Raw genomic sequence first — 23,456 nt, forward strand, 5'->3', positions numbered from 1 at the left:
GCAGGATCGCCTTCTGCCTCCGGCAACCATCGCTATCTCACAAGCATGCAACAGCTCACGTTCGGAATCATCGGCGGGCTCGGCGCACTGGCCGGCGCTGACCTCTTTCTCAAGCTGGTCAAGAGCCGCGCAGTCATGGCCGATCAGGGCCGGTACCACTTCCTGTTCGAGCAGCATCCGTTTCGCGATGTAGCGACGCCACTGACGCGCGATGCGAGCATGACAAGCCGCAAGCTCTACGTTTTCAAGACTTGCCAGTCCTTCGAAAGCAGAAAGGTCGATGCGGTGCTCATGCCTTGCTTTGCGTCCCACACCTTCCGTGAAGAGCTTCAGGCGGAGCTGTCGGTGCGCCTCGTCAATATGCTCGATGCGTTGGCGCCGACGCTGAATGACGCCGTACCTCGTGGTGGAAAAATTGGCGTTCTTGCTTCGGATTTCGTCCGTCAGTCGCGGCTATTCGATGATGCCTTCGGCCGTGAATTTGAGATTGTGTATCCCTCCGACGCAACGCAGGCCAGCTTGATGGACGCTATATATGGTCCTGGGGGTATCAGGTCCGGCAATACGGAAGGTCTCGCCCTGGAGCGGATTTGCCAGGCATGCCAGGAACTGCTCGAACTTGGCGCGGAGCTGATTGTCCCTGGCATGACCGAACTCTCCCTCGTGGCTGCCGCCGTGCAGCGGCGCGGCATCGCGTTCGTCGACGTGAACCAGGCCTATGCAGACTATGCCACAGCCCTGGCGGATGGGCAGGTCAATCTCGCGTTCAAGCTGGGCATCGTCGGTGGCGTCGGGCCTGCTGCCACGGTCGACTTCATGGGGAAAGTCGTAAAGAACACCACCGCGGCGAAGGATCAGGACCATATCAAGATGGTCGTTGAGCAAAACCCTCAAATACCGGACCGTACGGCAAACCTCCTGTACCAGGAGGCCGACCCGACGGTTGCCCTCTTCGCAACGTGCAAGCGGCTGGAGTCCGAAGGCGCGAACGCGATTGCGATTCCATGCAATACGGCGCACGCATATGTCGAGCGTATTCAGCCCCACCTCTCCATACCGATCGTCAATATGCTGACGGAGACGGTCCGGCATATCGTCGACAAGTATGGCAAAGGCGCGAAGGTTGGCCTGCTTGCAACATCAGGCACCGTGGAAAGTCGCGTCTATCATGAAGCCGCCGCTGGCCACCTGGAGCTCATCACGCCAGCGCCAGAGTTCCAGCAGATGCTCATGGAAGCCATCTACGGCGCTGAAGGCGTCAAGGCTGGGCATACACAAGGCCATTGCGCTGAACTGCTGCGCGCTGCCATCGCTCACCTGCAAGGCAAAGGCGCCAGCGTGCAGATTCTCGGCTGTACCGAACTCCCGTTGATCTTTGCTCAAACGGATCAATTTGAGGTGGGAAGCGCGACCGTCTCTCTGGTCGACCCGACGGACGTGCTCGCAAAGCGGTGCGTCCAGCTTGCGCGATCTGCCTGATCGTACCTGCCATCGTGAAGATCCAACCGTGGACGGTCTCAAGACTGGCCATGGCAAAGGCAGGCTATTGCTTCGCAGCAACCTCAGCGCGGGCTACGGGCGCGGATCACAAGGTGAAGCGCATCTTTGCCATCGTACTCGGTGCATCGACCAACGATGGACGATTTGTGGCGGCCAAGCAACTCATCAATTGTTGATTCGAACCTGGCGTTGGGGTCAGGCCTTCCGACCTTGGTCTGTTAGCGCCCGGTGAAGTGGCACCCGGCTCGATGGAAATGATTTCGAGCCTGCCGCCGGTGCGGCTGCGCCATCGTCCGGCCCGGATTGTCATCGTGTCTCCTTGGCATTGCTCAGCATGGTAAGAACGGGGAGAACTGCGCACATCAATCTAGGACAAGCGGTAATCGGGGACAAATTTGTCGGGATTCGCCAGGGAGCATGCGCTGATGTGGCGGCGCGACAGCCCAGGGGTGCCGGGAAAAGACGGCCTGCTGTTCGACGCGATCGAACCGTGCCGGATTTCCGACTATGCTGAATGGCTGGTAGTGGCCCGTTTCCCGAAAGCCAACTTTGCGCACTGGTGCAAGAAAGAGAGACCTGCACGACCGTCCCGGAGAATCCATGAGACGTTTTTCGAAGCCGGCGGTACTGGCGGTACTGGCGTCATCCCTCCTCACCTGCGGCTGCGCCAGCCGGCCGGTCAACCCGCCACTCGCCCACGCCGACCCCAATACCGGCTATCGCTTCACCACGCGCCCGCAGTATTCGACCACTAACGAAAACCTGGTGGTCCTGGCCTTCTCAGGTGGCGGCACCCGCGCCGCCGCTTTCTCCTATGGAGTGCTCGAATTCCTGCGGAAGACGGAAGTCGTCGGACAAAAGGGCAACCGTTCGCGCCTGCTTGACCATGTCGGCGTCATTACCGGCGTCTCTGGCGGCAGCTTTACCGCGCTCGCCTATGGGCTTTATGGCGAAAAGCTCTTCGACGACTACGAACAGCGATTCCTCAAGCGCGACGTACAGGGAGAGATTACGGTGCGCACGCTCAATCCCGCCTACTGGCCGTCGCTGTGGTCGGGGGGCTGGGGCCGCTCTGAGCTTGCGGCCGATCTCTACGACGAGATACTGTTCAACGGTGCGACCTTTGGCGACCTGAACCGCGCGAACGGCCCGTTCATCATTGCCTCTGCCACTGACATTTCGACAGGCGCCCGCCTGGCCTTTACCCAGACCACGTTCGACGTACTGTGCTCGGACCTGAATGCAGTACGGCTTGCGCGCGCCGCTGCCGCCTCGTCGGCGGTACCCGTCGTACTGACACCCGTGACGCTCAACAACTACGGGGGCAACTGTGGCTACACTGCACCCGAATGGGTCAAGCCGTTTATCAATACGAGCGATGCGCCCCGACCGGCTGCGCGTGCGACCCGCCACCTGAAAGAGGAGGCGGAACTGGAAGACAGTATCGAGCGGCCCTACATCCATCTCGTCGATGGCGGTGTCTCCGACAATCTGGGCATGCGCAGCGTGCTGGACTCCCTCGAGCTGATCGAAGCGCTGCATCTGGTCGGCCTGCCTAGCCCGCTCGACCGTACACGCAGGATCGTTGTTTTTGTTGTCAACTCGCTCTCCACGCCCAAGACAGCGTGGGATAAATCCGAGTCTCCGCCCGGTACGCTGGAAATACTCGTTAAAGCGACGGGCGTTCCGATCGACCACTATTCCTACGAGGCAACTGAGTTGTTGAAGGACAGCCAGGCGCGGTGGCATGCCATGCGCCAGGTCCGTCAGTCCTCCGCCTTCGCGGGGAACAAGGATACTGACATTGCCACGACGCTGCGCACGCCAGACACGACTATCTACGCTATCGATGTGTCGTTCGCGCAGTTGACGGACAAGGCGGAGCTGGGCTACCTGAATCAACTGCCCACTTCGTTCTCTCTGTCAGCCGAGGCCGTCGACCGGCTTCGGGCAGCCGCTGGCAAGATCATCCTGGCGTCGCCCGATTTCCAGCGGCTGTTAAGGGATGTCGGTGCCACGATCGTGAGCCCAAGCGAGCGAGGCGCTGGACGGACTCAATGACTGCGGTACGGAGACCGCGCCAAAGGCGGGGGCTGACTATGCAGCAAGGCGGCGATATTCTCCGGCGATGGAGGGATACCATTGTTCAACGTTCGGCCGGAGGTGGTCGTTGAGCACGGCGGTCCGGATTTGCAGCAGGGGAGCGTCGGGTCCATCCCAGTAATTTACCGGGATAGCTGCCCCTTGCATTCATGCGGGTTGCCCGGCGATTTCTTGGAAATGCCACGACAAATCAATAGGTTCCTGTCTGCCGTTGCTTGCCCTTTTGAGGTGCGCTGAAGGGACGGTGCCCAGAAATTCATACCTCTGGGCTCACAACATGGGCGTTGTACTCCTCCAGCCGGGAGGACTCAGAGCCGCATTCGGCTATTCGGAAGCTCGCCACCCTTCCCCGCCACCGCCGCCCGCGATCGTCCGGCGTCGGGGGTAGTCAGCAAGCACTTGATTTTATTGAGATTTATCATGGCCGCCAGCCGGAAACGTGCGTAAATACTAGGGGTAGCTACCCCGGTAAATCGCAGCAGAATCAAAGGCATACCGAACACTGACGCGTATCCCTGGCGTCGAACATATTCGTTCGAGCTTTGCACTCAAGACAGTATTGATTCGAAACTCCCCGATAGTCTGACGAGGGAGCCTTCGACAAGTTATGCAGTGCCCTTACGAAGCATCCGGCTATATGAAATCAGCATCTTGGCAAATTCTCCCGTAATGGGAGGTAGCGGCACGGCAGTCCGATGCACCAGGCATAGATCCGCCGGCGGGATGGGTTCGGCAATCTTGATCTCGCGCAAGGCATCCATGAACCCCTCCTGCTCGAGCGCAACTCTGGGGGCGAGAAACAGCAGGTCTGTCCGCGACACCAGGTTCAGCGTGTCATATAGAGACTCCACGGTCACCGCGATGTTTGGCGTCTCCAGTCCAGCGTTGTGAAACAAGTCCACAAGCCGATTGGATGGCAACCCAGCCTGACCCGGCGGCCTGGTATTGACCCACTCGCAGTTCACCAGCGCCTTGATGCTTCGCGCCTTCTCATTTGGATGCCCGAGCCTGCATACAATAACTGGGTCTGACTTGGCCAGCCTGGTGCTGGTAAGGTCCGTCATGTCCGTCTTACGCGACACCAATGTCAACGCGAAATCGAGCTTTCCTTCACGGATGCCGGACAGGAGCGAGCTTGACGGACCACTCGCCAAATGCACCGAGAAGTTTGGGAATCTCTGTCGAAAAGCGCGCAGGACGGGGGGAACGACACGGGCAAAAGCTTCCGATGAGACGCCTACATTCATCGACCCTACCGGATTCCCCTGGAAGCTCTGAAACTCCTGCTCCGTCCGCTCGCACTCGCCAAGAATGATGCGTGAGCGCGCCAGTAACGTCTCACCGGGCCCCGTCAGCACAATGCCCCGGTTTCCTCGTGCGAACAGACTGGCGCCCAAGGACGCCTCCAACCGTTTGATTTGTTGCGTCAGCCCACTTTGCGCAAGGTCTAGCGACCTGGCTGCCGCGCGGATACTGCCATGTTCGACGACTGCGACGAAAGCGCGAAGCTGGTCCAACGTCATGACGGGAGATATTTCGGAGTGTTCAATTCGAACAAGTGAACACCTTTCAATATCCCCCTGTCAATCCCGTCAAGCCGCTATCAACGCTGGGAGGCCAGCGTGCTCGCCGAGGTCCCAATAGAGTCCCGCCATCATCTGCAGGCCCTCGCGGGTCACGCTCGTCAGCATATGTTCATCCGGGCCATGTTGTGCGCACGCCGGGTAAGAGTGCGGTACCCAGATGGTCGGCAGACCAAGCACATCTGCAAACACATCATTCGGTAGCGTGCCAGCCAGGTTGGGAAGAATCGCTGGCAGCGTACCGGTGCTGGATTCAATCGAGCCGGCAATCCACTTTACCCACGGATGGTCGACGTCCAGGCGCGTTGCAGCACCGCTCATGGTCACCTTGATGGCGACCTCCGAGAAACCATGGGCATCGAGATGGCTACGGAGAATCGCTTCGAGGTCCTGCCACGGTGTTCCGACCACGAAGCGCAACTGACAGTGCGCTACCGCTGCGGACGGAATGGCGTTGACGGGTCGCTGAGCGGAACCGGCTCCCAAGGCGAGAACCTCGATTGAGTTCCACGCTACCAGGCGCTCCGCCGGTGACAGTCCCGGCTCACCCCAACCGGGAGTGAACGACGGGTCATCCTTGCCGCCACCCAGCTCGATGTCGGCCAGCGCGGCTTTGACTGCCGCAGGAATCGCAGGCGGAGACAGTTCGGGGACCAGCATCTGCCCGCTTGCGTCGACGATAGTCGAAAGGGCGTTGGCTAGAATGGTGGCCGGATTCGAAATCACACCACCCCAGTTGCCCGAGTGGTAGGCGCGTTCCCGCGCCTGAACGGACAGGCTGAAATTAACCATGCCACGCGAGCCGAGGAACAGCGTGGGTCTGTCCGCCCTGACACGCGGACCATCACAGCCAATGAAGAGATCCGCACTCAACTGCTCCGCATTGGCCTCGCAGAACTCGCGCAAGCCCGGAGAGCCAGCCTCTTCGCCCATCTCCATCAGCACAATGACGTTGTAGCCAAGCTTCCCGCGGCGCGCCGCCAGCGCGTATTCCAGGCCCGCGAGGTTGATGCTGTGCTGCCCCTTGTTGTCTGCAGTCCCGCGCCCATACCATCGGTCCTGGTCGACCGCAAGCGTCCAGGGCCCCGCGCCTTTGCGCCAGCTTGCTTCCTGTCCATTGACCACGTCGCCATGGCCATACGTCAGCACCGTCAGTAGCGTAGGGTCTTCAATACGCCGCCCCACCAGGAAGGGGCCACCTTTAGCATCCGGGTTCGGCGACACTTCCACGTCGAATCCAAGCCGCTGGAGCCAAGGCACAATCTCGACGTCGAAGTAGTGTCCTAGCGTGGCAGGGTCAGCGCCAATGTCGCTTTCGGAACGAATGGAGACGCGCCGGGAGAGGTCGGCAAATAGCTGACCAGATTCCAGATGGTTGACTGCGGACGCAAGGGCGGCAGAACGGGACATATCGAACTCGCTTGGATGGATAAGATGGCCGCCCCTGCCGGACGGCCGCGCGGCGACCTTGCCGGGTCAGTCCTGCATCATGTTGTTGGCTTTTGCCACAGGGGTGAGCGTCGCCGTATCAGCCTTGACCGCTTCGGTGTACCTGGAAGGTGCACCATACTCGGGTTCGAAGCCCAGTTTCACCAGCTTCTCCTGCAAGGCAGGGTCCGCCATCGTCTTCGCCAATTCCGTCACCAGCTTCTGCCTTGCGGCAGCCGGGACACCCTTCGGTGCCACGATGGCGAACCAGGAGTCCATGCGGAAACCAGGGAATCCGCTCTCTGCAACCGTCGGCACATTCGGCAGCATCGGATTGCGCTTGGGACCCGTAACAGCCAACGCTCGAATCTTGCCGCCCTTCAATGCTGCAACCGAAGCAGGCACTGCGTCAAAGCTCAGAGGAATCTGCCCGCCCATGACGTCTGTCATCGCCGGCGCACTGCCTTTGTAAGGGACGTGGAGGACCTTCACACCCGCCGCATTCCACAGCATTTCACCAGCAAAATTCACAGTCGAACCCGTTCCATGCGAGCCATAGGAATAGGTCCCAGGCTTCGCCTTGATATCGGCCAACAGTTGAGGAAGCGTCTGCGCCGCCACGCCATTGTTGGCCAGCAGCACCAGGGAATTGCTTCCCAGCATGCCGATGGGATCGAAGCTCGTATCCGGGTTGTAGTTCAGTTTCCGATAGATGATGGGGTTCACCACAAAGGTGGTGGAGGTTCCCAGCAACAGTGTGTAGCCGTCCGGCGTCGAGCGCGCCACGGTCTCAGCCCCCACAATCGTGGCTGCGCCAGGCTTGTAGTCGATGACCACTTGCTGCTTGAGGCGTTCGCTCAGCTGCACCGAGACCAATCGAGCGACGGAGTCGACGCTACCGCCCGGGGGGAAAGGAACCACCAGGCGGACGGGGCGGTCTGGAAACTCTGCCAGAGCAGCGCCGCTCGACAGCATCGCGATGGAAAGGCCAACACAGGAAATGAGAATCCGCGGGAACGACATCTTTCACTCCAAATATCAGTGGGATGGTGCTTGCATACGAGCTTCAGGGTTCTCCGGCTGGCTTGACCAGACGGTGGTTGGCGGGAAGAGACGCTGGGAATCGACGCCGCACTTCCGGGTGGTTTCCACCTCTATATAGGTACGGCGCTAAGGCAAAAAGCAAGTTCTGGGCGCACTTATTTGCGAGTGCGCCTGAGACAGTCAGGCCTTGACGGGCGACTTGTCGAGCTCGAAGTTGACGATACGATTGAAGTCCTCGCCGTCGGGCAGCGCCGAGGCACTCGACTTCCAGATGTCTCCGATGACCGACACCGTCGGCAGGCTCAGGCCGAGCGCCTCACCGAGCGACACGGCGAGATTCACGTCCTTGCGCATCAGTTGCATCGTGAAGCCGGAGCTGTACGTATTGTTCAGGATGCGGCTCGGGTAGTTGAACAGCGTCACCCCGCTACGACCCGATCCCGCATTGACTGCCTCGATCAACTGTTCCGTCGAGATGCCCGCTGCGTTGGCGAGACGAAACGCCTCGCTGGCAGTGACCAGGTGCGAGGCCGTCAGCAGGTTGTTGATGAGTTTAGCCACGTGGCCGGCGCTGACACCCCCGATATGGAAGCGTTTGGTGCCCAAGGCCGACAGGATCGGATTCGCGTACGCCACGTCCTCTGCCGAGCCGCCGATGAACATCGTCAGTTCGCCCTTCATCGCACCCGTCGGACCGCCGCTGACCGGTGCGTCGACGAAGCGCAAGCCCTTCTCATTCAGCGCAGCGGCAAGTTCACGCGTAATTTGCGGGTCCGCAGTCGTCGTATCAATCAGGAGCGTGCCCAGGGCGGCGTTGGCCAGCAGGCCTTCCTCTTCTTTCAGCACGGCGCGAACGATGGCCGAGGTCGGCAGCGACAGGACGATCGCCGAGCACGCCTTGGCCAGTTCCCGCAGGCTGGACGCCAGGGGAATGCCCGCTTCGCGCGCGACGGAAGAAACCTGTTCCGACTTGTCCAGACCCAGCACTGTGTAGCCCGAACGTTGCAGGGTCAGGGCCATGCCGCGGCCCATGTTGCCCAGGCCAATCACACCAACCGTCTTGAAATTTTCCATTTTGAAACCTGATTGAAGAATGAGAAAAGGAAGGGCTAGCTCTCAGCAGCCTTCGGCAATCGGCACCCAGACGCTCTTGGTTCTGGTGTATTCATAGAGGCATTCGACGCCGCTGGACCGGCCATAGCCACTGCTGTCGTTGCCCCCGAACGGCGTGGCGACATGCATGTCTCGGTACATGTTGACCCACAGAAGGCCTGCATTGACTTTGGCGACCACGCGATGAGCGCGCGCCACATCGCGCGTCCAGACGGCGCCAGCCAGGGCGAACTCGCTGTCGTTGGCGATGGCGACCGCTTCAGCTTCGGTATCGAAAGGAATCGCCACCACGACAGGTCCGAAAACTTCTTCTCGTGCAATTCGCATGTCGTTGCTCACGTGCTTGAGCACCGTCGGTTTGACGTAGAAGCCGTTGCCCGTCGCTTCGCTCACGCCGCCGGTCACCAGCTCCGCGCCCTCGGACATCCCCATTTCGACCATGCGGTTGATACGGTCGAACTGGGCGCGATTGTTGATAGGACCACCCTCCGCCGATTCATCCAGCGGATGCCCAATGCGATAGTCGACGATTGCCTTTCCGACTGCTGCGACGAATTCGTCGTAGACGCCGCGCTGCACCAGCAAGCGTGATCCGGCGGCACAATTCTGCCCCGTGTTGGCGCACGCCGCGGTGACGGCGGCGCGAGCGGCCTGGGCCAGGTCCGCATCGTCGAAAACGATATTGGCCGACTTGCCACCAAGCTCTAGCAGACAGGAAATCGGGCGCTGTGCTGCGGCCGCATTGACCGCACGCCCCGTCTGCGTCGAGCCGACGAAGACTACCTTCTTCACCAGAGGATTCGAGATGGCCGCGTCGCCGATCGTCTTTCCGAGGCCATTGACGACATTCAGGGTGCCAGCCGGCATACCGGCCTCGCGAGCCAGCTTGGCCATCGCCAAGGCGGTCAGCGGAGTGAGTTCCGACGGCTTCAGCAGTACGCTATTTCCCATGGCCAATGCCGGGGCGACATTCCAGGCGGCGAGGTAGATCGGGGAATTCCAGGGCGTGATGGCCAGCACGATACCCAGCGGCTCCCGCAGTGTGTAATTCAACTGACCACCGGGCACGGGGATAACGTTGCCCAGGAACTTGTCGGTCCAGCCAGAGTAGTAGCGGAAGATTTCAGCGACCGCCGCCACCTGTGCTCGCGCCGCCTTGACGGCTTTGCCGCTGGTAATCGCTTCCAGGCGCGCCAAAGGCTCGGCATCGCGCTGAATCAACTTGCCTAGCTGCGCCATGACTTCGCCCCGGCGCTGCGCGGAGAATGCCGCCCACTGCTTCTGACCGGCGTGGCAGCTCCGGACAGCGGCGGCCACCACCTCTGCGTTGGTATCCGCGAATTGAAGCAGGATCAGCTCACTGGCGGGGTCGACCAGCGACAGCTTTGCACCATCACCGGCCACCATCTCGCCAGCAATGTAGGAACCAATCGCCTCGGTACCGATTAGAGACCGCACCAGGGAGTTGAATTCCGACGAAGAGTTTTCCATGCCCATGACCTTCCGAGAGGGGCAGCCCGGTCAGTCCGGCCCGCCAATGTGAAGCAAGTCTATGAGCGGAACTGGGTCCAGCAGAAGATGCAAATTCTGTTCTCATGTTCACTTTTTGTTCTCACAGAGGATCTCCCTCCCCTGCAATCACTTTTCGTGAACATGAGAACTATGCAGGCATCTTTCCTTCTACTGCGCCTCGCCCCAGACTTTGCCGCATCGGCTGGCATCCGCCACCGGGACATCCAATGGGAGAGAAGCATGAGCAAGGAACTGTTTGACAAGGGTGAGCAGATTCGCCGCGAAGTACTGGGCGAGGAATACGTTGTGGCTTCAACGAAGGGCACCGACGCCTTCAGCGAACCGATGCGCGAATTCGCCATCAAGAACCTGTGGGGCGACATCTGGAACCGTCCCGGCCTGGACCGCCGCGCTCGTAGCATCGGCGTGCTGTCGATTCTGACCGCCCAAGGCCGAACCGGCGAGCTGAAGACGCATATCCGCGCAGCCCTGAACAACGGCGTCACGCGCGCCGAAATCGGCGAAGTGTTCCTGCAGGCTTCGATGTACTGCGGTATCCCCGCCGGTAGCGAAGCCACGCGCGTTGCCAAGCTGCTCTTCGCCGAGCTCGACGCAAGCTGAGTGGCATGTCCAGTCCCGACTTCTGTACGTGCTCGGACACACAGGACCTCGCCGACGAGATGGCGTCCTGGCGGCAAACGCTCCATCGCCAGCCCGAGCTGGCCTTCGCGCGCTCGGCTCATATCGAGCAAAACTGAAGTCTCGGCGCAGCCTTGCGCTGCGCATCCCATTTCCAAGAGAACTACGTCGACAAGGCATCCCTGTATCGGGTTGCTCGCCGGCGCTCGCCCACATTCCCATGTTTAGCGTCTTCGACATTTTCCGGGTGGGCATTGGCCCCTCTAGCTCCCATACGGTCGGGCCCATGCGCGCTGCCACGAGCTTCGTTACTTACTTGACCAGGCACGACATCCTGAAGAGCGTCGGAAGAGTTAGTGTGGGACTCTATGGCTCCTTTGCTGCCACGGGGAAAGGGCACGGAACACCCACGGGCGTGATGCTTGGCCTCATGGGTTACCCTCCCGATACCATTCAAGCGGACGCCATAGGCAGTCTTCTTGAGCAAGCCCAAGAGAGTGAAGAAATCTCGCTCGGGAAGACTCACACGATCCCGTTCCAACTGCAGAAAGACGTTCAGTTTTATCGACGATCGCTGGAAGAACATCCGAATGGCATGGAGTTTCAGGCATGGAGTACGAGCGGCGAGCTGCTTCTGGCGAAGCGCTATTTCTCCGTTGGTGGGGGCGCAATCGCCTCGGTTGCTTCCGAAGAGACTTCGGCTGGAGATGCGCCAGGAATTCCCTATCCTTTCCGTACCGCCGCGGAACTGCTGGATATGTGTGAGGCCGAGGGCCTCAGCATCGACCAATTGATGATGGTCAATGAGACGTCCCACGCTCCAATGGATGTCGTGCAATCCCGTGTTCTCGCGCTTTGGCATGTCATGCAGGCCACAGTGCATCGTGGACTCCATGCTACGGGTAAATTGCCGGGGCCCCTCGGCGTACGTCGTCGTGCCGCGACGCTGTATCAACAACTGAACGCCGAATCCCGCTCGGAGCAGGTGAATCAGCTCGACTGGCTATCGGCATTTGCGATGGCCGTTAATGAAGAGAACGCCGCCGGCGGGCAAATGGTCACGGCGCCCACCAATGGCGCAGCGGGCGTCATCCCAGCGGTTCTCCACTACTACGATAAATTCGTGCCTGGTGCGAACCAGGATGGAATCATTCGCTTCATGCTCACGGCAGCAGCAATCGCCAGTCTCTACAAACTCAACGCGTCCCTGTCCGGCGCACAGGTTGGCTGCCAGGGCGAGGTCGGTGTCGCATGCTCGATGGCAGCTGCCGGCCTTTGCGCGGTCCTTGGCGGGACACCGTCGCAAGTCGCCAATGCTGCCGAAATTGGAATGGAACACAATCTCGGACTGACCTGCGACCCTGTGGGCGGGTTGGTGCAAATTCCGTGCATCGAGCGTAATGCCATGGCAAGCGGCAAGGCCTTGCATGCGGCCCGCCTTGCACTGCGAGGCGACGGCTCGCACTTTGTCTCCCTCGATGCGGTCATCAAGACGATGTGGGAAACAGGGCTGGACATGAAGACAAAGTACAAGGAGACCTCGCGTGGCGGACTCGCTGTCAATATCGTCGAGTGCTAGCGGGAAGCCCTCATTCCAACGCAAGAGGCCCCTGTTTCGGGGACGGAGAGTTCGGATAGTCCTAATGTGCCCTCTCGCGCGGAGGGCGATTATCGGACGTAGCGGAAGGGTTAGCCGAATCCGTAATGTGCGCCACAGTTCACCATCGCGAGCCGGTCAACCCTCATTCCTCCCCAGGGATTAGCAGCTTGCAGTGGCAATCGCATATTGCACCGCACAAAGACATCTGGTATTATTCAAAATCCCCATTCTGCGCACATTGGACTCCGCGGGAGGCATTCCGGCATCAAATGTCCGTGCGTCATTCCACGATTTCGTTCGCACCCCGACGGGCTTAACCAGCCGTCATGTCCGCGACGATCGTCGGCCAATCTGTCGAGGAGAGTGTATTGGCAAATTCAGTTCGCGACGATTCAGCATCCCGCTCGATCGCGGTCACATCAAAGACCGGCCGCCGCTCTCCAAAAGGAAAGATCCAAGCAGTCGCAACACCGCTGGAGATCGCGTCCATGGCGCGCCAGGACGAGGAGCGTCAACGCCAGATGCGCGCGCTGATCGCGCTTGGCCGCGAGCGCAGTTATCTCACCCACGCGGACATCAACGATCACCTGCCCGATAACTTTACGCAAACTGCTGCGATGGAGATGATCGTCAGCACATTCAGCGACATGGGGGTGACCGTGTATGAGCAGGCGCCGGACGCGGAAACACTCCTGTTGAGCAATGCCGGGCCTGCCGCGGCATCCGACGATCAGGCGGATGAGGAGGCGGAAGCTGCACTGTCGACGGTGGATTCCGAATTCGGCCGCACGACTGATCCGGTCCGACTGTACATGCGCGAAATGGGCGCCAGTGAACTGCTGACACGCGCTGGTGAAATTGAGATCGCCAAACGCATTGAAGGCAGCCTGCAGGACATGATTCAGGCGATCGCCGCCTGTCCGTCAGTCGTGTCCACGATTCTTGCAGATGTGGACCGCATCGTTGCCGGCGAACTGCGTATCGACGAACTGGTCGCTGGCATCAGCGACGACTTGAACGAAAGCGAAATAACGCTAGAGTCCGATGAAGCTCAAGTGGAAGCAGACGCCTCCGACGATGACCCGGACGGTGATGATGCTGAAACGGACGCCGGCGATCCGGAGAAAGCGAACGCAGCCCGCCTCGAACAACTCACGATCGACGGTCTTGCGATTTTCGCGCGCGTCCGGGCACTGTTCGAGCAGCTGCCGGATGCACCCGTTACTGGGAAAGCCCGTTCTGCAGCCGTTGCGAAACTGCGCTCGGAGATCCAGCGTGAACTGGCACCGGTCCGCTTTACGGCCAAGACTATCGACCGCCTGTGTGCCAGTGTGCACGAGCAGGTTGCCGAGGTTCGTGCAATCGAGCGCAGCATCCTGGAGATCGCCGTCGATCGTTGCGGCATGCCGCGCGAGGCGTTTGTCGAGTCGTTCCCGGGCCACGAGACCGACCTTAAATGGACCAGCCACATGGCGGCGACTTCGCGGCAGTTTGGCGCGGCGCTCGAGCGACATCTGCCGGCCATTCAGGCCGCCCAACAGAAACTCATCGACATCGAGGCCAGGGTCTCGTTGCCGCTCCAGCAGCTCAAGCGGATCAATCGCGAGATGAGTGCCGCGGAGTTGAAAATGCGGCAGGCCAAGCGAGAGCTGATCGAAGCGAATCTTCGGCTTGTCATTTCAATCGCCAAAAAATACGTGAACCGGGGTATGCAGTTCCTGGATCTGATCCAGGAAGGCAATATCGGCCTGATGAAGGCAGTGGACAAATTCGAATACCGGCGCGGCTGGAAGTTTTCGACGTACGCCACCTGGTGGGTCCGGCAGGCTGTCACGCGCGCACTTGCCGATCAGGCGCGGACCATTCGTGTGCCGGTCCACATGATCGAGATGATCAACAAGCTGAACCGGATTTCGCGCGAATTCCTGCAACACACGGGGCAGGAAGCGCATCCCGCCGTCCTCGCCGAGCGCATGGAGATGTCCGAGGAAAAAGTGCGCAGTATCCTCAGGAGCGCGAGGCAACCGGTCTCCCTCGAGACCCCCGTGGGCGACGACGCCGACGCGACGCTCGGCGACATGATTGAGGATGTCTCCGCGAGTTCACCAGCTGAGGCCGCGATTCACGCGAACATGCGCGCCGCGATCGATGAGGCACTCGACGGGTTATCGCCGCGCGAGGCCAAGGTCCTGCGGATGCGATTCGGGCTCGATACGACGTCCGATCGCACGCTTGAAGAGGTCGGCAAGCAGTTCGACGTGACCCGCGAGAGGATCCGTCAGATTGAGATCAAGGCGATGCGCAAACTGATGCATCCCAGTCGCGCCGACAAGTTGAGGCCCTTTCTCGAGCGTTGAGCAAAGGCGGAGGCGCGCGCCCCCTTTCGATGCCCTGCTCCGCACCCGCAGCGATTACGCATAGGCCTGATCGCTGCCCTGACAGGACGCGTTCGCAGAGCAGAAAATTTACAGCGGTTTGATGCTCGCTGCCTGCTTCCCCTTGGGGCCCTGCTTGACTTCAAAACTGACCTTCTGACCTTCCTGAAGCGATTTGAAGCCGCTTCCCTGAACCTCGGAGAAGTGCGCGAACAGGTCATCGCTGCCGTCGTCCGGCGTGATGAACCCAAAACCCTTCGCATCGTTATGTCCGCTGGCCCCGCAGCCGGAACGCCCGATGCGCCGGGGGCTGCCTTGCTTTGTGGCCGGTGGGCGCCGCAAGGCGCAAGCGGCTCCTCACGCGGGCGGCCAGAAAGGCGACAGCCCTGCACGTCCGTTCGGCTATCATGCCAATCCTCTCCGAAGTAGCTCTCCCTATGATTTCCGTCCGTAATGTCACGCTGCGTCGTGGCGTCAATGCCGTACTCGACCGCGCGTCCGTCACCTTCAACCCCGGCGAAAAGATCGGTCTTGTCGGCCGCAATGGCGCCGGCAAGTCGTCCTTCTTCGGTCTCCTCAACGGCACGCTGCACGAAGACAGCGGCGAGTTCTCGATTCCCGCTGCATGGAAGATGGGCCAGGTCGCGCAGGAGATGCCGGAGACCGGGCAGAGCGCGACCGACTTCGTAGTCGAGGGTGATACCGTTCTGTTGGCCGCGCAGGCCGAAGTAGCCGCCGCCGAGGCCAACGACGACGGCATGCGCATGGCGCACGCCTACATGGCCCTGCACGACGCCGGTGCACACGATGCCCCCGCACGCGCCCAAGCGCTGATCCTGGGCCTCGGCTTCAATGCTGCGCAGCTTAGTCAGCCGGTCAACAGTTTCTCCGGCGGCTGGCGCATGCGACTGCAACTGGCGCGCGCGCTCATGTGCCCGTCCGACCTGCTGCTGCTCGACGAGCCGACGAATCACCTCGACCTCGACGCGCTGGTCTGGCTGGAAGCCTGGCTCAAGCGCTATCAAGGAACCCTGGTAGTGATCAGCCACGACCGCGAATTCCTCGACGCGGTGACGCAGGTGACGGTGCACGTCGACAACGCCAAGCTCGTGCGTTATGGCGGCAACTACAGCAAGTTTGAAGACATGCGCGCTGAGCAGCTGGTATTGCAGCAGGCCGCAATGGCCAAGCAGGCGGACAAGATCGCACACCTGCAGAAATTCATCGACCGTTTCAAGGCCAAGGCCTCGAAGGCGAAGCAGGCGCAGAGCCGGGTCAAGGCGCTCGAACGCATGGAGAAGATCGCACCGGTGCTTGCCGACGCAGAGTTCAACTTCGAGTTCAAGGAGCCGCTCAACGTCCCGAATCCGCTGTTGTCGATGCTGGACGCGAGCTTCGGCTACCCGGCGCCGACAGGCGCACTGCCGGGCACGCCGCCCACGGTCATCGTGCGGGGCATCAACCGTTCCGTGCTGGCCGGGCAGCGCATCGGCATTCTCGGTGCCAACGGCCAAGGCAAGTCCACGTTGGTGAAGACGGTGGCGCACGCGCTGGCGCCGATTGCCGGCGAAATCAGCGAAGGCAAAGGCCTGAATATCGGCTACTTCGCACAGCAGGAACTCGACGTGCTGCGCCCGCTCGATACGCCGATGGAACACATGATTCGCCTTGCCAAGGACACGCCGGCTCACATGCGCGCCCCTGGCCAGAGTGGAACCGAACAATCCCTTCGCACCTTCCTCGGCACCTTCAACTTCAGTGGCGACATGGTCCATCAGGCGGTTAGCACGATGAGCGGCGGCGAAAAGGCGCGGCTCGTTTTGTGCATGATCGTGTGGCAGCGCCCCAACCTGCTGCTGCTCGACGAGCCTACCAACCACCTCGACCTGGCCACACGCGAAGCGCTAGGCATGGCGCTCAACGAATTCGAAGGCACAGTGATGCTGGTCAGTCACGACCGCGCCCTGCTGCGCGCCGTATGTGACGAGTTCTGGCTGGTCACCAAGGGCGGCGTCGAGCCCTTCGATGGCGATCTGGACGATTACCAGCAGTTCCTGCGCGACGAGGCCCGTCGCATGCGCGAGCAGCCTGCCGCAGAGTAGAAGGTCATCGCCTGAAATAGTGGGACAATGGGCAGGCGTGACCTTCACAGGATTCAGCGTGAAGGTCGCCATTGAGCGCCTCGAGACTGATTCGAACTTCGGCGTCGAGATCGATCACGAGGGCTCGCTGTCCGAATCCAAAGAAGAACTTCTGCGGGGCGCGGTGCGGGAATCGCCCGTTGCCAAGACCTTGTCCAAGCAGGTACGTCTGAAACTAGCCCCCTCTGCGGCTCCTGAGCAGCAGAACCAAGGAATCTGAAAGGCAACGCGTCCTGTCGTGCTTCGGCAAAGCCGGCGGCTGAATCAGGAGCCTTCGTCCGCTCTTGCCGGCATCACGCCCATTTTGGTTAGCTGCTGTAGGTCCTGGAGGATTACAGCATTGCTGACACCTTTCGACTGGATACGGAGCGCAATGATGGGTAGAAATGTACTATCGCGTCTGAATCCCATCGTGCTGGGCAGCAGTGCCATGGCAACCGTTCCACTTCGCGGCCGGCAGCGATTCCATATGATGGCCCAACCGGGGATTCGACACGATACAGGAGTTCCGTCGAGCCCAATTTAGCGCTGCTTTGACTACATCGGACTCTCGCTGACTCCAATCACTTCTCATGAGGGGAGCGGCGTCCTGTCCTATCGTGGCGTACACAGCCGCTTGGTGCAGAGGTTCGCGGCTCCGCTTTCCTGGGATAGTAAATGTGCGAATCGTTACGTGCATACCACTCGATCAGAGTTGCTTGATGAGCGATTATGTCGGGCCCAAAATGACATCGCTGTGACGGCCATCTCCTTGAACGATTGAAATGGAAGAGAGTTGGCGCGGGTCGCTGATGACTGAGCTGTTGCGGCACTACTTCGCCATCTGGCTTCCAACTCAACTGACTCGGTTGCAGACCTTTACGTAGAAGGTCGTCGGGAAGTTCGGTTCTGTACCGCATTGCGATATGGAACCAATCGAGGACATACTCGCTGCGGTCACCGAAGCCGAGCTGGGCAAACCCGTACGGTATCTCCGCCGTCCGACAGGAAGGTGACCGGCTGACTGGGTTGCAGACCTTCGCGCAGAAGGAAATTCCACATACGAGCGGCCGGTCGGCGCTCCAGATTGTGCACGTAGGCAAAGCTATGGCCGGCATCCTGATCCCGCAGGGACTTCCCCACGATCACCTCAAACCAGCCGTCCTGGCGGCGCCGGTGGCCGGCTGCCGAAGGTAGCCGCCCTCAATGCCGACCGCACGGATCGGACTTGGCTCAGGGATCTCGGTCGAGCCGTCGCTCGCCGGCTAATACCTGGTCGGCGGTCTCCAAAAAGGAGAAAGGGCTCGCCGACCATCGTCGGAAGCCCTTCGCGCGTTGTTAGAGGCAACGCAACAGCACTGTAAGCGGGAACACACTCTTGGCTTGAGAGTATCACCCGCAGCAGTACTAGGCGGCTGCCGAAGCCTTCCTAGAGGCAATACTTGCCTTCGCGCCCGCTTGCTGGGCAGCATTTGTAGCCATCGTGGCGGCGGCCTCGAGGTTGGATTCTGCCATTTCCACCGCCTGCGCGGCCGCGTTCTCCACCGACTCGTACGCATTGTCGGCAGCGGCAATCGCCGACTTGACCATTGCCACGACCGATTCCGAGCCGGCCGGCGCATTCTTCACGAGGTCGTCGACAGTCTCACGCAGCTTCTGGGAACCTTCAGTCACTGTGGCTTTTGCCACCTTGGCCAGCTCTTTCTGCGTTTCCGATGTGATCTCGTAGACTTGGCGGGCGTAAGCCACCGCCTTCTCGCCAGCTGGCTGCACCAGGGACGACTGGATCTCCATCAGTTCCTGCGGAGCATTGGCGGACAGCGCGCGCTTGGCGCCGTCCAGATTTTCCGACAGGGCCGTCTTCACGACCTGCAGATTTAGTTCGACGAGCTTCTCAAAGCCTTCGAGGGCCGTGGAGGTCAGGCTCGACAGGGCCTCGAGGTTGGATCGTTGTAGTGCCAGAATTTGGTCCGGAGTAAACATTTCGCTGCTCTCCAATGGTGAGTAGTGGAAAACCAAAGGTGCTGGGTCGCAGCACCATGGATCTCGGGAGTTACAGGGGCATACTGGGCTGCATCGCATCAATGCGGGTGCAAATGCTGTCGCCTGCGCCAAAAGTCTGCGGCGCAGATTTTTACGTGCACCCGCGATACGTAACCGCAAGTGGGCATGGTGTCACTGAACCATGCCCACTTTCATTACTGCATGTGCTGCCCGCCGTTGATCGCAATGTTGGATCCGGTCACGTAGCCGGCATCCTCGGAGCACAGATAGGCAACCAGTGCTGCCACTTCCTCTGGCTTGCCAAGGCGCCCCACCGGAATCTGAGGCAGGATCTTCGTATCCATGATTTCCTGCGGCACTGAGGTCACCATCTTGGTCGCCAGGTAGCCCGGCGAAATCGTGTTGACCGTCACCCCCTTGCGGGCTACCTCCAGCGCGAGCGACTTGGTGAACCCATGCATGCCCGCCTTCGCGGCCGCATAGTTGGTTTGCCCGAACGCACCCTTGGAACCATTGATGGACGAGATATTGATGATGCGTCCCCAGCCCCGCTCCACCATGCCTTCACACAGAGGCTTGGTCACGTGGAACACGGAATCCAGGTTGGTGCGGATGACGGCGTCCCAGTTGACCTTGTCCATCTTCTTGAAGGCCATATCGCGGGTAATGCCGGCGTTGTTCACCAGGATGTCGATCTTGCCGACCTCGGCGACAATCCGCGCGATCTCCTTCTGGCAGCCATCGTAGTCAGCCACGTCCAGCGCGTACGCGCGGAAATTGCGGCCAGCGGCTTCCATGGCGGCGAGCCAGTCCTGGACATTCGGGTTCCCCGGCGTATGGGTGACGACCACGCCACAGCCGCAATCGTGCAGCCTGACGCTGATGGCCTCGCCCAAACCACCCATGCCTCCAGTCACCAATGCAATTCGTTTCGTCATCCTGCTTGTCTCTATCAAAGTTTGATGACCCCTATCCTCTGATCGTGCCGATTCTGTGCTCGGCTACTGGCCACTACTTCCCGTATGCAAATGGCGCTAGGCAATAGCGCTGACGCAACAGGCTAGCGCGCTAATCTTTCCGTTCTGTGTCATGCGACAAGTTTTCGCCACTGCATGGCAAAGTGCCCATTGCCCTCGTTTCGGCACGAAACTCGGGCGCTTCAGTGTGGCGCTTTCGTTTGGGGTCTGATGCCCGTGCGTCGGTCTACGCATTTTGGGCGGGATACGCCCGGCAAACACCAGTCGATTGCTGATGATGCCGGCCTGGCCGGCGCGGGCCTATGCGGGCACGCGGGATGCGTTCGGCGCAGCCATGTTGGCCCTGGCCACCTCCGAAGCCTGGATTGCCGCCTCATAGGTGCCATTTGCAGCAGCCAACGCTGATTGCCACAACGCGATGGCGGCGTCTGCGCAAGCGGGGAGATGCTTGACGACGTGGGCGACGTAGTCCTGGGCGCGACGGCCGTTTTGTTCGTGGTCGGCGTCGATAACCTGTTGGAACTCAACCTGCGCGGCGGCAACGATCTCCTGGATCTGACGCGAATACGCGAGGGCGCTCTCTGTCGCCGGTTGGATAAGGCTGCTCTGGAGACGGCGCGCCAGCGGATCATTGGCCGCAAGGGCCGCCGCCACACCCTGCTGCCCTACAAAGGCCGCTTTGGCAGCCTTCAGGTTCACCTCGGTAATCTTCTGGAAGCAACCGAAGGCCACGCTTGTCAACGCCACCATGGCAGCGCCTTGTGCTTTCAGGGCTACATCAAGATGATCGGAACCAGAAACATACATGCTCGCTCTCCGTTGGACCGACTGGTGGCGCGATCAGGCGGATGCCTGCGCACTGACAGACTCGGGGTTATATGAACGCGTCCCGTTTGCGCTAGGTTTTCGCTTGTTCAGACACTGACAGGATGGGCTGCAGCTCTATATTCGGCCCTCTTGCAGCCGGTATCGCCGCTGCTGGCCCCTATGAAATACGCTGACCCGCGCCTCATTCGTACTGCGAGCTCAAGGCTCGTATTACCCCACAGGCTTAGCAGGTCCCGGTCCTACCTGACTTGTCATCACACTCGATTACCAACGCAACCTTCGACGTTTCACCCCGTAAGAACGCTCATCTCCAACGTGGTGCTTACCGCTCAAGCCGGCTTCACGCTGATGTAATCCTTCTGATACGGCCGGTCATGGGCCAGAACCGCCCATATCATGCGCGCCATCTTGTTGGCCAGCGCAACGACTACGACATTCAGAGGCCGCCGCTTTGTCATTTGCTCAACCCAGGGACCGGGATCCTTAGCACGCGTCACGACGCTGCGCGCACCGTGGATCAAGAGGGTACGCAGATACGTATCACCTCTTTTGCTGATCCCGTGCAGATTCACCTTTCCGCCCGATCCGGTTTGCTTTGGCACAAGGCCTGCCCACGCGGCAAACTCCCGCCCTGACCGGAATGTCTTCGCATCGCCCATCATCGCGACCGTTGCTGTCGCCGTCAGCAGTCCCACGCCAGGGATCTCGCTGATCGCCTTCACAGCTTTGTCCTCTTTGACCCAGTCGCGCATTCGTCGCTCAATGCCGGCTATCTGTTCGTCCAGCTTCGTGAGGCCACTCCATTGCTCGCGCAATGTCTCTACCAGCGCCGCCGGCAAGCGCTCGGCAACCCGGGCGAGCACTTCCGGTATCGCCTTATCCAAGGCTATCCGGCCTTTTCCCATCACTTCACCGTACTCCGTTAGGAGACCGCGCAATGCGTTGATCTGCATGGTGCGGAACTTCACCAGTTGCTCACGCATACGGTGCAGCGCCAGCATTGCCTGCTGCATCTCGGTCTTCACCGCAACCGCCTTGCTGGGCTGCTGGACCGCCAGCCAGATCGCCCGGGCATCCGCTGCATCATTCTTATTGCGGATGTTGAACGCCTTCACGAACTCTGCTGGCATCAACCTCACCTGGTGCCCCATTTTCGTGAGCTGCCTCGCCCAATGGTGTGCACCGCCGCACGCCTCCATTCCGATCAGGCAGGGAGCACGGTTTGCAAAGTGCTCGAGGAACTTGGCTCGCTTGATCTGCTTGTTCACGATCTCGCCCGTTGCCTGGTCGATGTAGTGCACCTGAAACACCGACTTCGCGATATCCACACCCACGGCCATAGAATTCATTTCAGGATCCTCCGATTGCCGGGAAATGTGCACATCATCCCACTTGGACACTTCGATGTCTTGGCCCGTGAGGATCGACCTCAAGATCTCTTGACCCCACCGCCCCGCGGGTGGGACGCGTTCATTTCAATTCGTACGGCTCGCCATTCGGGGCGCGCCAGGCGCGCTCATTCCTTTCGTTGAGCCCGAGCACTTCGGACTCCCTGATGGTATGGCGGCGCCTCTAGTCAACGCGCCCCGTGCGGTGCCAACGAGTCGGGAGTCCGCCGGACGTGAAGACCTAGCAGTCAGAATGCGGTCGGGGACAAATCCAGGCCGCCACTCGAATCGATGGAAATGCGATAACGGACCGTCGCAGCTGGGGTGAGCCTTACCTCCCTCTCCTTCAAGCCACCGAGACACATTGCCGAAGTCTGGGCGCCAAGAATGATCGCCCCCGGTTTGGCGTAGAAGCGGGCGACCTCACCGGATTTGAGTCGGCCCACTTCCTTCCCATCGACTGACAGGACTGTATCGCAAGCGCTGCCGTAGAACCCTTGATCCCGGGTCACGACCAGCGTTGCAAACTCGCCGGGTGGCGGCGTTTGCAATCCGCTAAGTCTCTCGGAAGGTGCTGGCGCCGCTTGACTTGCCGGTATGGGCGTGGTCGAGCATGCGGAAACCAGCATGGTCACCACGCAGGCAGAGAGGATTGTTCTTCGGATTAACACGTGGCCCTCCAGAAGGCTTCAACGCAATGAGTGCAGGAACAAGGCGACGATTAAGGGTCGGCTCAGAACTTGTGCCGGACACCCAAGGCGACGCCGAACATGTTGCTCTGCCCGTTGCCCAGGACATAGCTGTTACCCAGCGACAGACTGTTGGCAAAGACCATCGCCAGCGAGTCAAGCATCAAGCCGGCGTTCTTGGCATAGGCAGTGGTCACGTAGATATCGGTACGCTTGGACAGCGAGTAGTCGGCCACGAAGGAGACCTGCCACGGATTGGCCACGTTCGTGTTGCCGTAAAGGTTCTTGAGATCGTCGTAGTTGTACTCGAGCGTGAGTGCCAGCGCCGGCGTGACCTGGTAGTTGGCGCCGATCCAGTAGAAGTCATCGCGCTGGATCAGGACATCGGCCGCATTCCTGTTCTGGCCCCAACGGTAGCCGCCCATGATCTTGGCCGGGCCGAAGGCATAGCTGGCGCCTACCACGGCCTTCTTGACGGTGCCGGTGCCGGTGCCGATGGTGGGATTCCACTGGTCATAGCCCGCTGTCGCGGCGAACGGGCCGAACGTGTAAG

Annotated in this window: 20 protein-coding genes and 1 pseudogene; 8 read left to right on the forward strand and 13 right to left on the reverse strand. The window is 60.4% G+C overall.

The genetic code is table 11. From position 1 onward, the window contains the following. Positions 1-45 precede the first annotated feature (45 nt). Both cuyB and J8I34_RS29205 read left to right on the forward strand, forming a co-directional pair. Positions 46-1,479, forward strand: coding sequence for a cysteate racemase (gene cuyB, locus J8I34_RS29200; protein WP_209807652.1), 1,434 nt, complete (start codon positions 46-48; stop codon positions 1,477-1,479). A gap of 621 nt (positions 1,480-2,100) precedes the next feature. Then, entirely contained in the window at positions 2,101-3,561 is a 1,461-nt protein-coding gene (locus tag J8I34_RS29205; protein WP_245176224.1) for a patatin-like phospholipase family protein, read from the forward strand. Between the two features lie 647 nt (positions 3,562-4,208). Here the strand turns inward: J8I34_RS29205 and J8I34_RS29210 are convergent. The 5 genes from J8I34_RS29210 to J8I34_RS29230 all read right to left on the reverse strand — a co-directional run bounded on the left by J8I34_RS29210 (position 4,209) and on the right by J8I34_RS29230 (position 10,262). Then, complete coding sequence (locus J8I34_RS29210; protein WP_209807653.1) at positions 4,209-5,126, reverse strand: LysR substrate-binding domain-containing protein; 918 nt, start codon at positions 5,124-5,126, stop codon at positions 4,209-4,211. Between the two features lie 69 nt (positions 5,127-5,195). Beyond that, positions 5,196-6,596, reverse strand: coding sequence for a M20 family metallopeptidase (locus tag J8I34_RS29215; protein WP_209807654.1), 1,401 nt, complete (start codon positions 6,594-6,596; stop codon positions 5,196-5,198). A gap of 66 nt (positions 6,597-6,662) precedes the next feature. Continuing rightward, a complete protein-coding gene (locus J8I34_RS29220) occupies positions 6,663-7,637 on the reverse strand; it encodes a Bug family tripartite tricarboxylate transporter substrate binding protein (RefSeq protein WP_209807655.1) in 975 nt (324 codons plus the stop codon). Positions 7,638-7,838: 201 nt separating this feature from the next. Further along, a complete protein-coding gene (locus J8I34_RS29225) occupies positions 7,839-8,732 on the reverse strand; it encodes an NAD(P)-dependent oxidoreductase (protein ID WP_209807656.1) in 894 nt (297 codons plus the stop codon). Between the two features lie 42 nt (positions 8,733-8,774). Further along, on the reverse strand, positions 8,775-10,262 hold the full coding sequence (locus tag J8I34_RS29230; RefSeq protein WP_209807657.1) for an aldehyde dehydrogenase family protein: 1,488 nt from the start codon (positions 10,260-10,262) through the stop codon (positions 8,775-8,777). A 261-nt stretch (positions 10,263-10,523) separates the two neighbouring features. On the opposite strand from J8I34_RS29230, the gene J8I34_RS29235 reads away from it, so the two are divergent. From J8I34_RS29235 to rpoD, 4 genes are all read left to right on the forward strand, one after another. Beyond that, entirely contained in the window at positions 10,524-10,904 is a 381-nt protein-coding gene (locus J8I34_RS29235) for a carboxymuconolactone decarboxylase family protein (protein WP_209807658.1), read from the forward strand. A gap of 5 nt (positions 10,905-10,909) precedes the next feature. Next, entirely contained in the window at positions 10,910-11,041 is a 132-nt protein-coding gene (locus J8I34_RS35305) for a hypothetical protein (RefSeq protein WP_256441885.1), read from the forward strand. Between the two features lie 101 nt (positions 11,042-11,142). Beyond that, complete coding sequence (locus J8I34_RS29240) at positions 11,143-12,501, forward strand: L-serine ammonia-lyase (protein WP_209807659.1); 1,359 nt, start codon at positions 11,143-11,145, stop codon at positions 12,499-12,501. Between the two features lie 347 nt (positions 12,502-12,848). Beyond that, entirely contained in the window at positions 12,849-14,879 is a 2,031-nt protein-coding gene (rpoD, locus tag J8I34_RS29245; protein WP_209807660.1) for an RNA polymerase sigma factor RpoD, read from the forward strand. 108 nt (positions 14,880-14,987) lie between these two features. On the opposite strand, the gene J8I34_RS29250 is transcribed toward rpoD, so the two are convergent. Then, complete coding sequence (locus J8I34_RS29250; RefSeq protein ID WP_029049891.1) at positions 14,988-15,197, reverse strand: cold-shock protein; 210 nt, start codon at positions 15,195-15,197, stop codon at positions 14,988-14,990. A gap of 137 nt (positions 15,198-15,334) precedes the next feature. On the opposite strand from J8I34_RS29250, the gene J8I34_RS29255 reads away from it, so the two are divergent. Together J8I34_RS29255 and J8I34_RS29260 are read left to right on the forward strand one after the other, a co-directional pair. After that, entirely contained in the window at positions 15,335-16,999 is a 1,665-nt protein-coding gene (locus J8I34_RS29255) for an ABC-F family ATP-binding cassette domain-containing protein (protein ID WP_209807668.1), read from the forward strand. 58 nt (positions 17,000-17,057) lie between these two features. Further along, entirely contained in the window at positions 17,058-17,258 is a 201-nt protein-coding gene (locus J8I34_RS29260) for a hypothetical protein (RefSeq protein ID WP_209807661.1), read from the forward strand. A gap of 44 nt (positions 17,259-17,302) precedes the next feature. Here the strand turns inward: J8I34_RS29260 and J8I34_RS29265 are convergent, their stop codons facing one another. From J8I34_RS29265 to J8I34_RS29295, 7 genes and pseudogenes are all read right to left on the reverse strand, one after another. Next, positions 17,303-17,470 (reverse strand): hypothetical protein, encoded by a 168-nt coding sequence (locus tag J8I34_RS29265; RefSeq protein WP_209807662.1) that lies wholly within the window; start codon positions 17,468-17,470, stop codon positions 17,303-17,305. A gap of 461 nt (positions 17,471-17,931) precedes the next feature. After that, positions 17,932-18,276 (reverse strand): annotated as a pseudogene (locus J8I34_RS29270) (ISKra4-like element ISBte1 family transposase); the annotation flags it as partial. A 148-nt stretch (positions 18,277-18,424) separates the two neighbouring features. After that, positions 18,425-19,000 carry a phasin family protein gene (locus J8I34_RS29275; protein WP_209807663.1) on the reverse strand — a complete coding sequence of 192 codons (576 nt, stop codon included), beginning with the start codon at positions 18,998-19,000 and terminating at the stop codon, positions 18,425-18,427. 215 nt (positions 19,001-19,215) lie between these two features. Continuing rightward, positions 19,216-19,959: an acetoacetyl-CoA reductase gene (gene phbB, locus J8I34_RS29280; protein ID WP_209807664.1), complete on the reverse strand. Its 744-nt coding sequence runs from the start codon at positions 19,957-19,959 to the stop codon at positions 19,216-19,218. Between the two features lie 339 nt (positions 19,960-20,298). After that, positions 20,299-20,805, reverse strand: a complete 507-nt coding sequence (locus tag J8I34_RS29285) for a phasin family protein (protein ID WP_209807665.1) — start codon at positions 20,803-20,805, stop codon at positions 20,299-20,301. 350 nt (positions 20,806-21,155) lie between these two features. Further along, positions 21,156-22,175 carry an IS110-like element IS884 family transposase gene (locus tag J8I34_RS29290; RefSeq protein ID WP_209777014.1) on the reverse strand — a complete coding sequence of 340 codons (1,020 nt, stop codon included), beginning with the start codon at positions 22,173-22,175 and terminating at the stop codon, positions 21,156-21,158. A gap of 772 nt (positions 22,176-22,947) precedes the next feature. Continuing rightward, on the reverse strand, positions 22,948-23,456 hold a 509-nt coding region (locus J8I34_RS29295), incomplete at its 5' end, for a porin (RefSeq protein WP_209807666.1).

Source organism: Cupriavidus phytohabitans (assembly GCF_017815025.1).
GTDB lineage: Bacteria > Pseudomonadota > Gammaproteobacteria > Burkholderiales > Burkholderiaceae > Cupriavidus.

Bases quoted from the DNA above. Each gene is read 5' to 3' on its own strand.
- cuyB (WP_209807652.1), top strand. From the start codon at position 46: ATGCAACAGCTCACGTTCGGAATCATCGGCGGGCTCGGCGCACTGGCC.
- J8I34_RS29205 (WP_245176224.1), top strand. From the start codon at position 2,101: ATGAGACGTTTTTCGAAGCCGGCGGTACTGGCGGTACTGGCGTCATCC.
- J8I34_RS29210 (WP_209807653.1), bottom strand. From the start codon at position 5,126: ATGACGTTGGACCAGCTTCGCGCTTTCGTCGCAGTCGTCGAACATGGC.
- J8I34_RS29215 (WP_209807654.1), bottom strand. From the start codon at position 6,596: ATGTCCCGTTCTGCCGCCCTTGCGTCCGCAGTCAACCATCTGGAATCT.
- J8I34_RS29220 (WP_209807655.1), bottom strand. From the start codon at position 7,637: ATGTCGTTCCCGCGGATTCTCATTTCCTGTGTTGGCCTTTCCATCGCG.
- J8I34_RS29225 (WP_209807656.1), bottom strand. From the start codon at position 8,732: ATGGAAAATTTCAAGACGGTTGGTGTGATTGGCCTGGGCAACATGGGC.
- J8I34_RS29230 (WP_209807657.1), bottom strand. From the start codon at position 10,262: ATGGAAAACTCTTCGTCGGAATTCAACTCCCTGGTGCGGTCTCTAATC.
- J8I34_RS29235 (WP_209807658.1), top strand. From the start codon at position 10,524: ATGAGCAAGGAACTGTTTGACAAGGGTGAGCAGATTCGCCGCGAAGTA.
- J8I34_RS35305 (WP_256441885.1), top strand. From the start codon at position 10,910: ATGTCCAGTCCCGACTTCTGTACGTGCTCGGACACACAGGACCTCGCC.
- J8I34_RS29240 (WP_209807659.1), top strand. From the start codon at position 11,143: ATGTTTAGCGTCTTCGACATTTTCCGGGTGGGCATTGGCCCCTCTAGC.
- rpoD (WP_209807660.1), top strand. From the start codon at position 12,849: ATGTCCGCGACGATCGTCGGCCAATCTGTCGAGGAGAGTGTATTGGCA.
- J8I34_RS29255 (WP_209807668.1), top strand. From the start codon at position 15,335: ATGATTTCCGTCCGTAATGTCACGCTGCGTCGTGGCGTCAATGCCGTA.
- J8I34_RS29265 (WP_209807662.1), bottom strand. From the start codon at position 17,470: ATGGCACTGCTGCCCAGCACGATGGGATTCAGACGCGATAGTACATTT.
- J8I34_RS29275 (WP_209807663.1), bottom strand. From the start codon at position 19,000: ATGTTTACTCCGGACCAAATTCTGGCACTACAACGATCCAACCTCGAG.
- phbB (WP_209807664.1), bottom strand. From the start codon at position 19,959: ATGACGAAACGAATTGCATTGGTGACTGGAGGCATGGGTGGTTTGGGC.
- J8I34_RS29285 (WP_209807665.1), bottom strand. From the start codon at position 20,805: ATGTATGTTTCTGGTTCCGATCATCTTGATGTAGCCCTGAAAGCACAA.
- J8I34_RS29290 (WP_209777014.1), bottom strand. From the start codon at position 22,175: ATGAATTCTATGGCCGTGGGTGTGGATATCGCGAAGTCGGTGTTTCAG.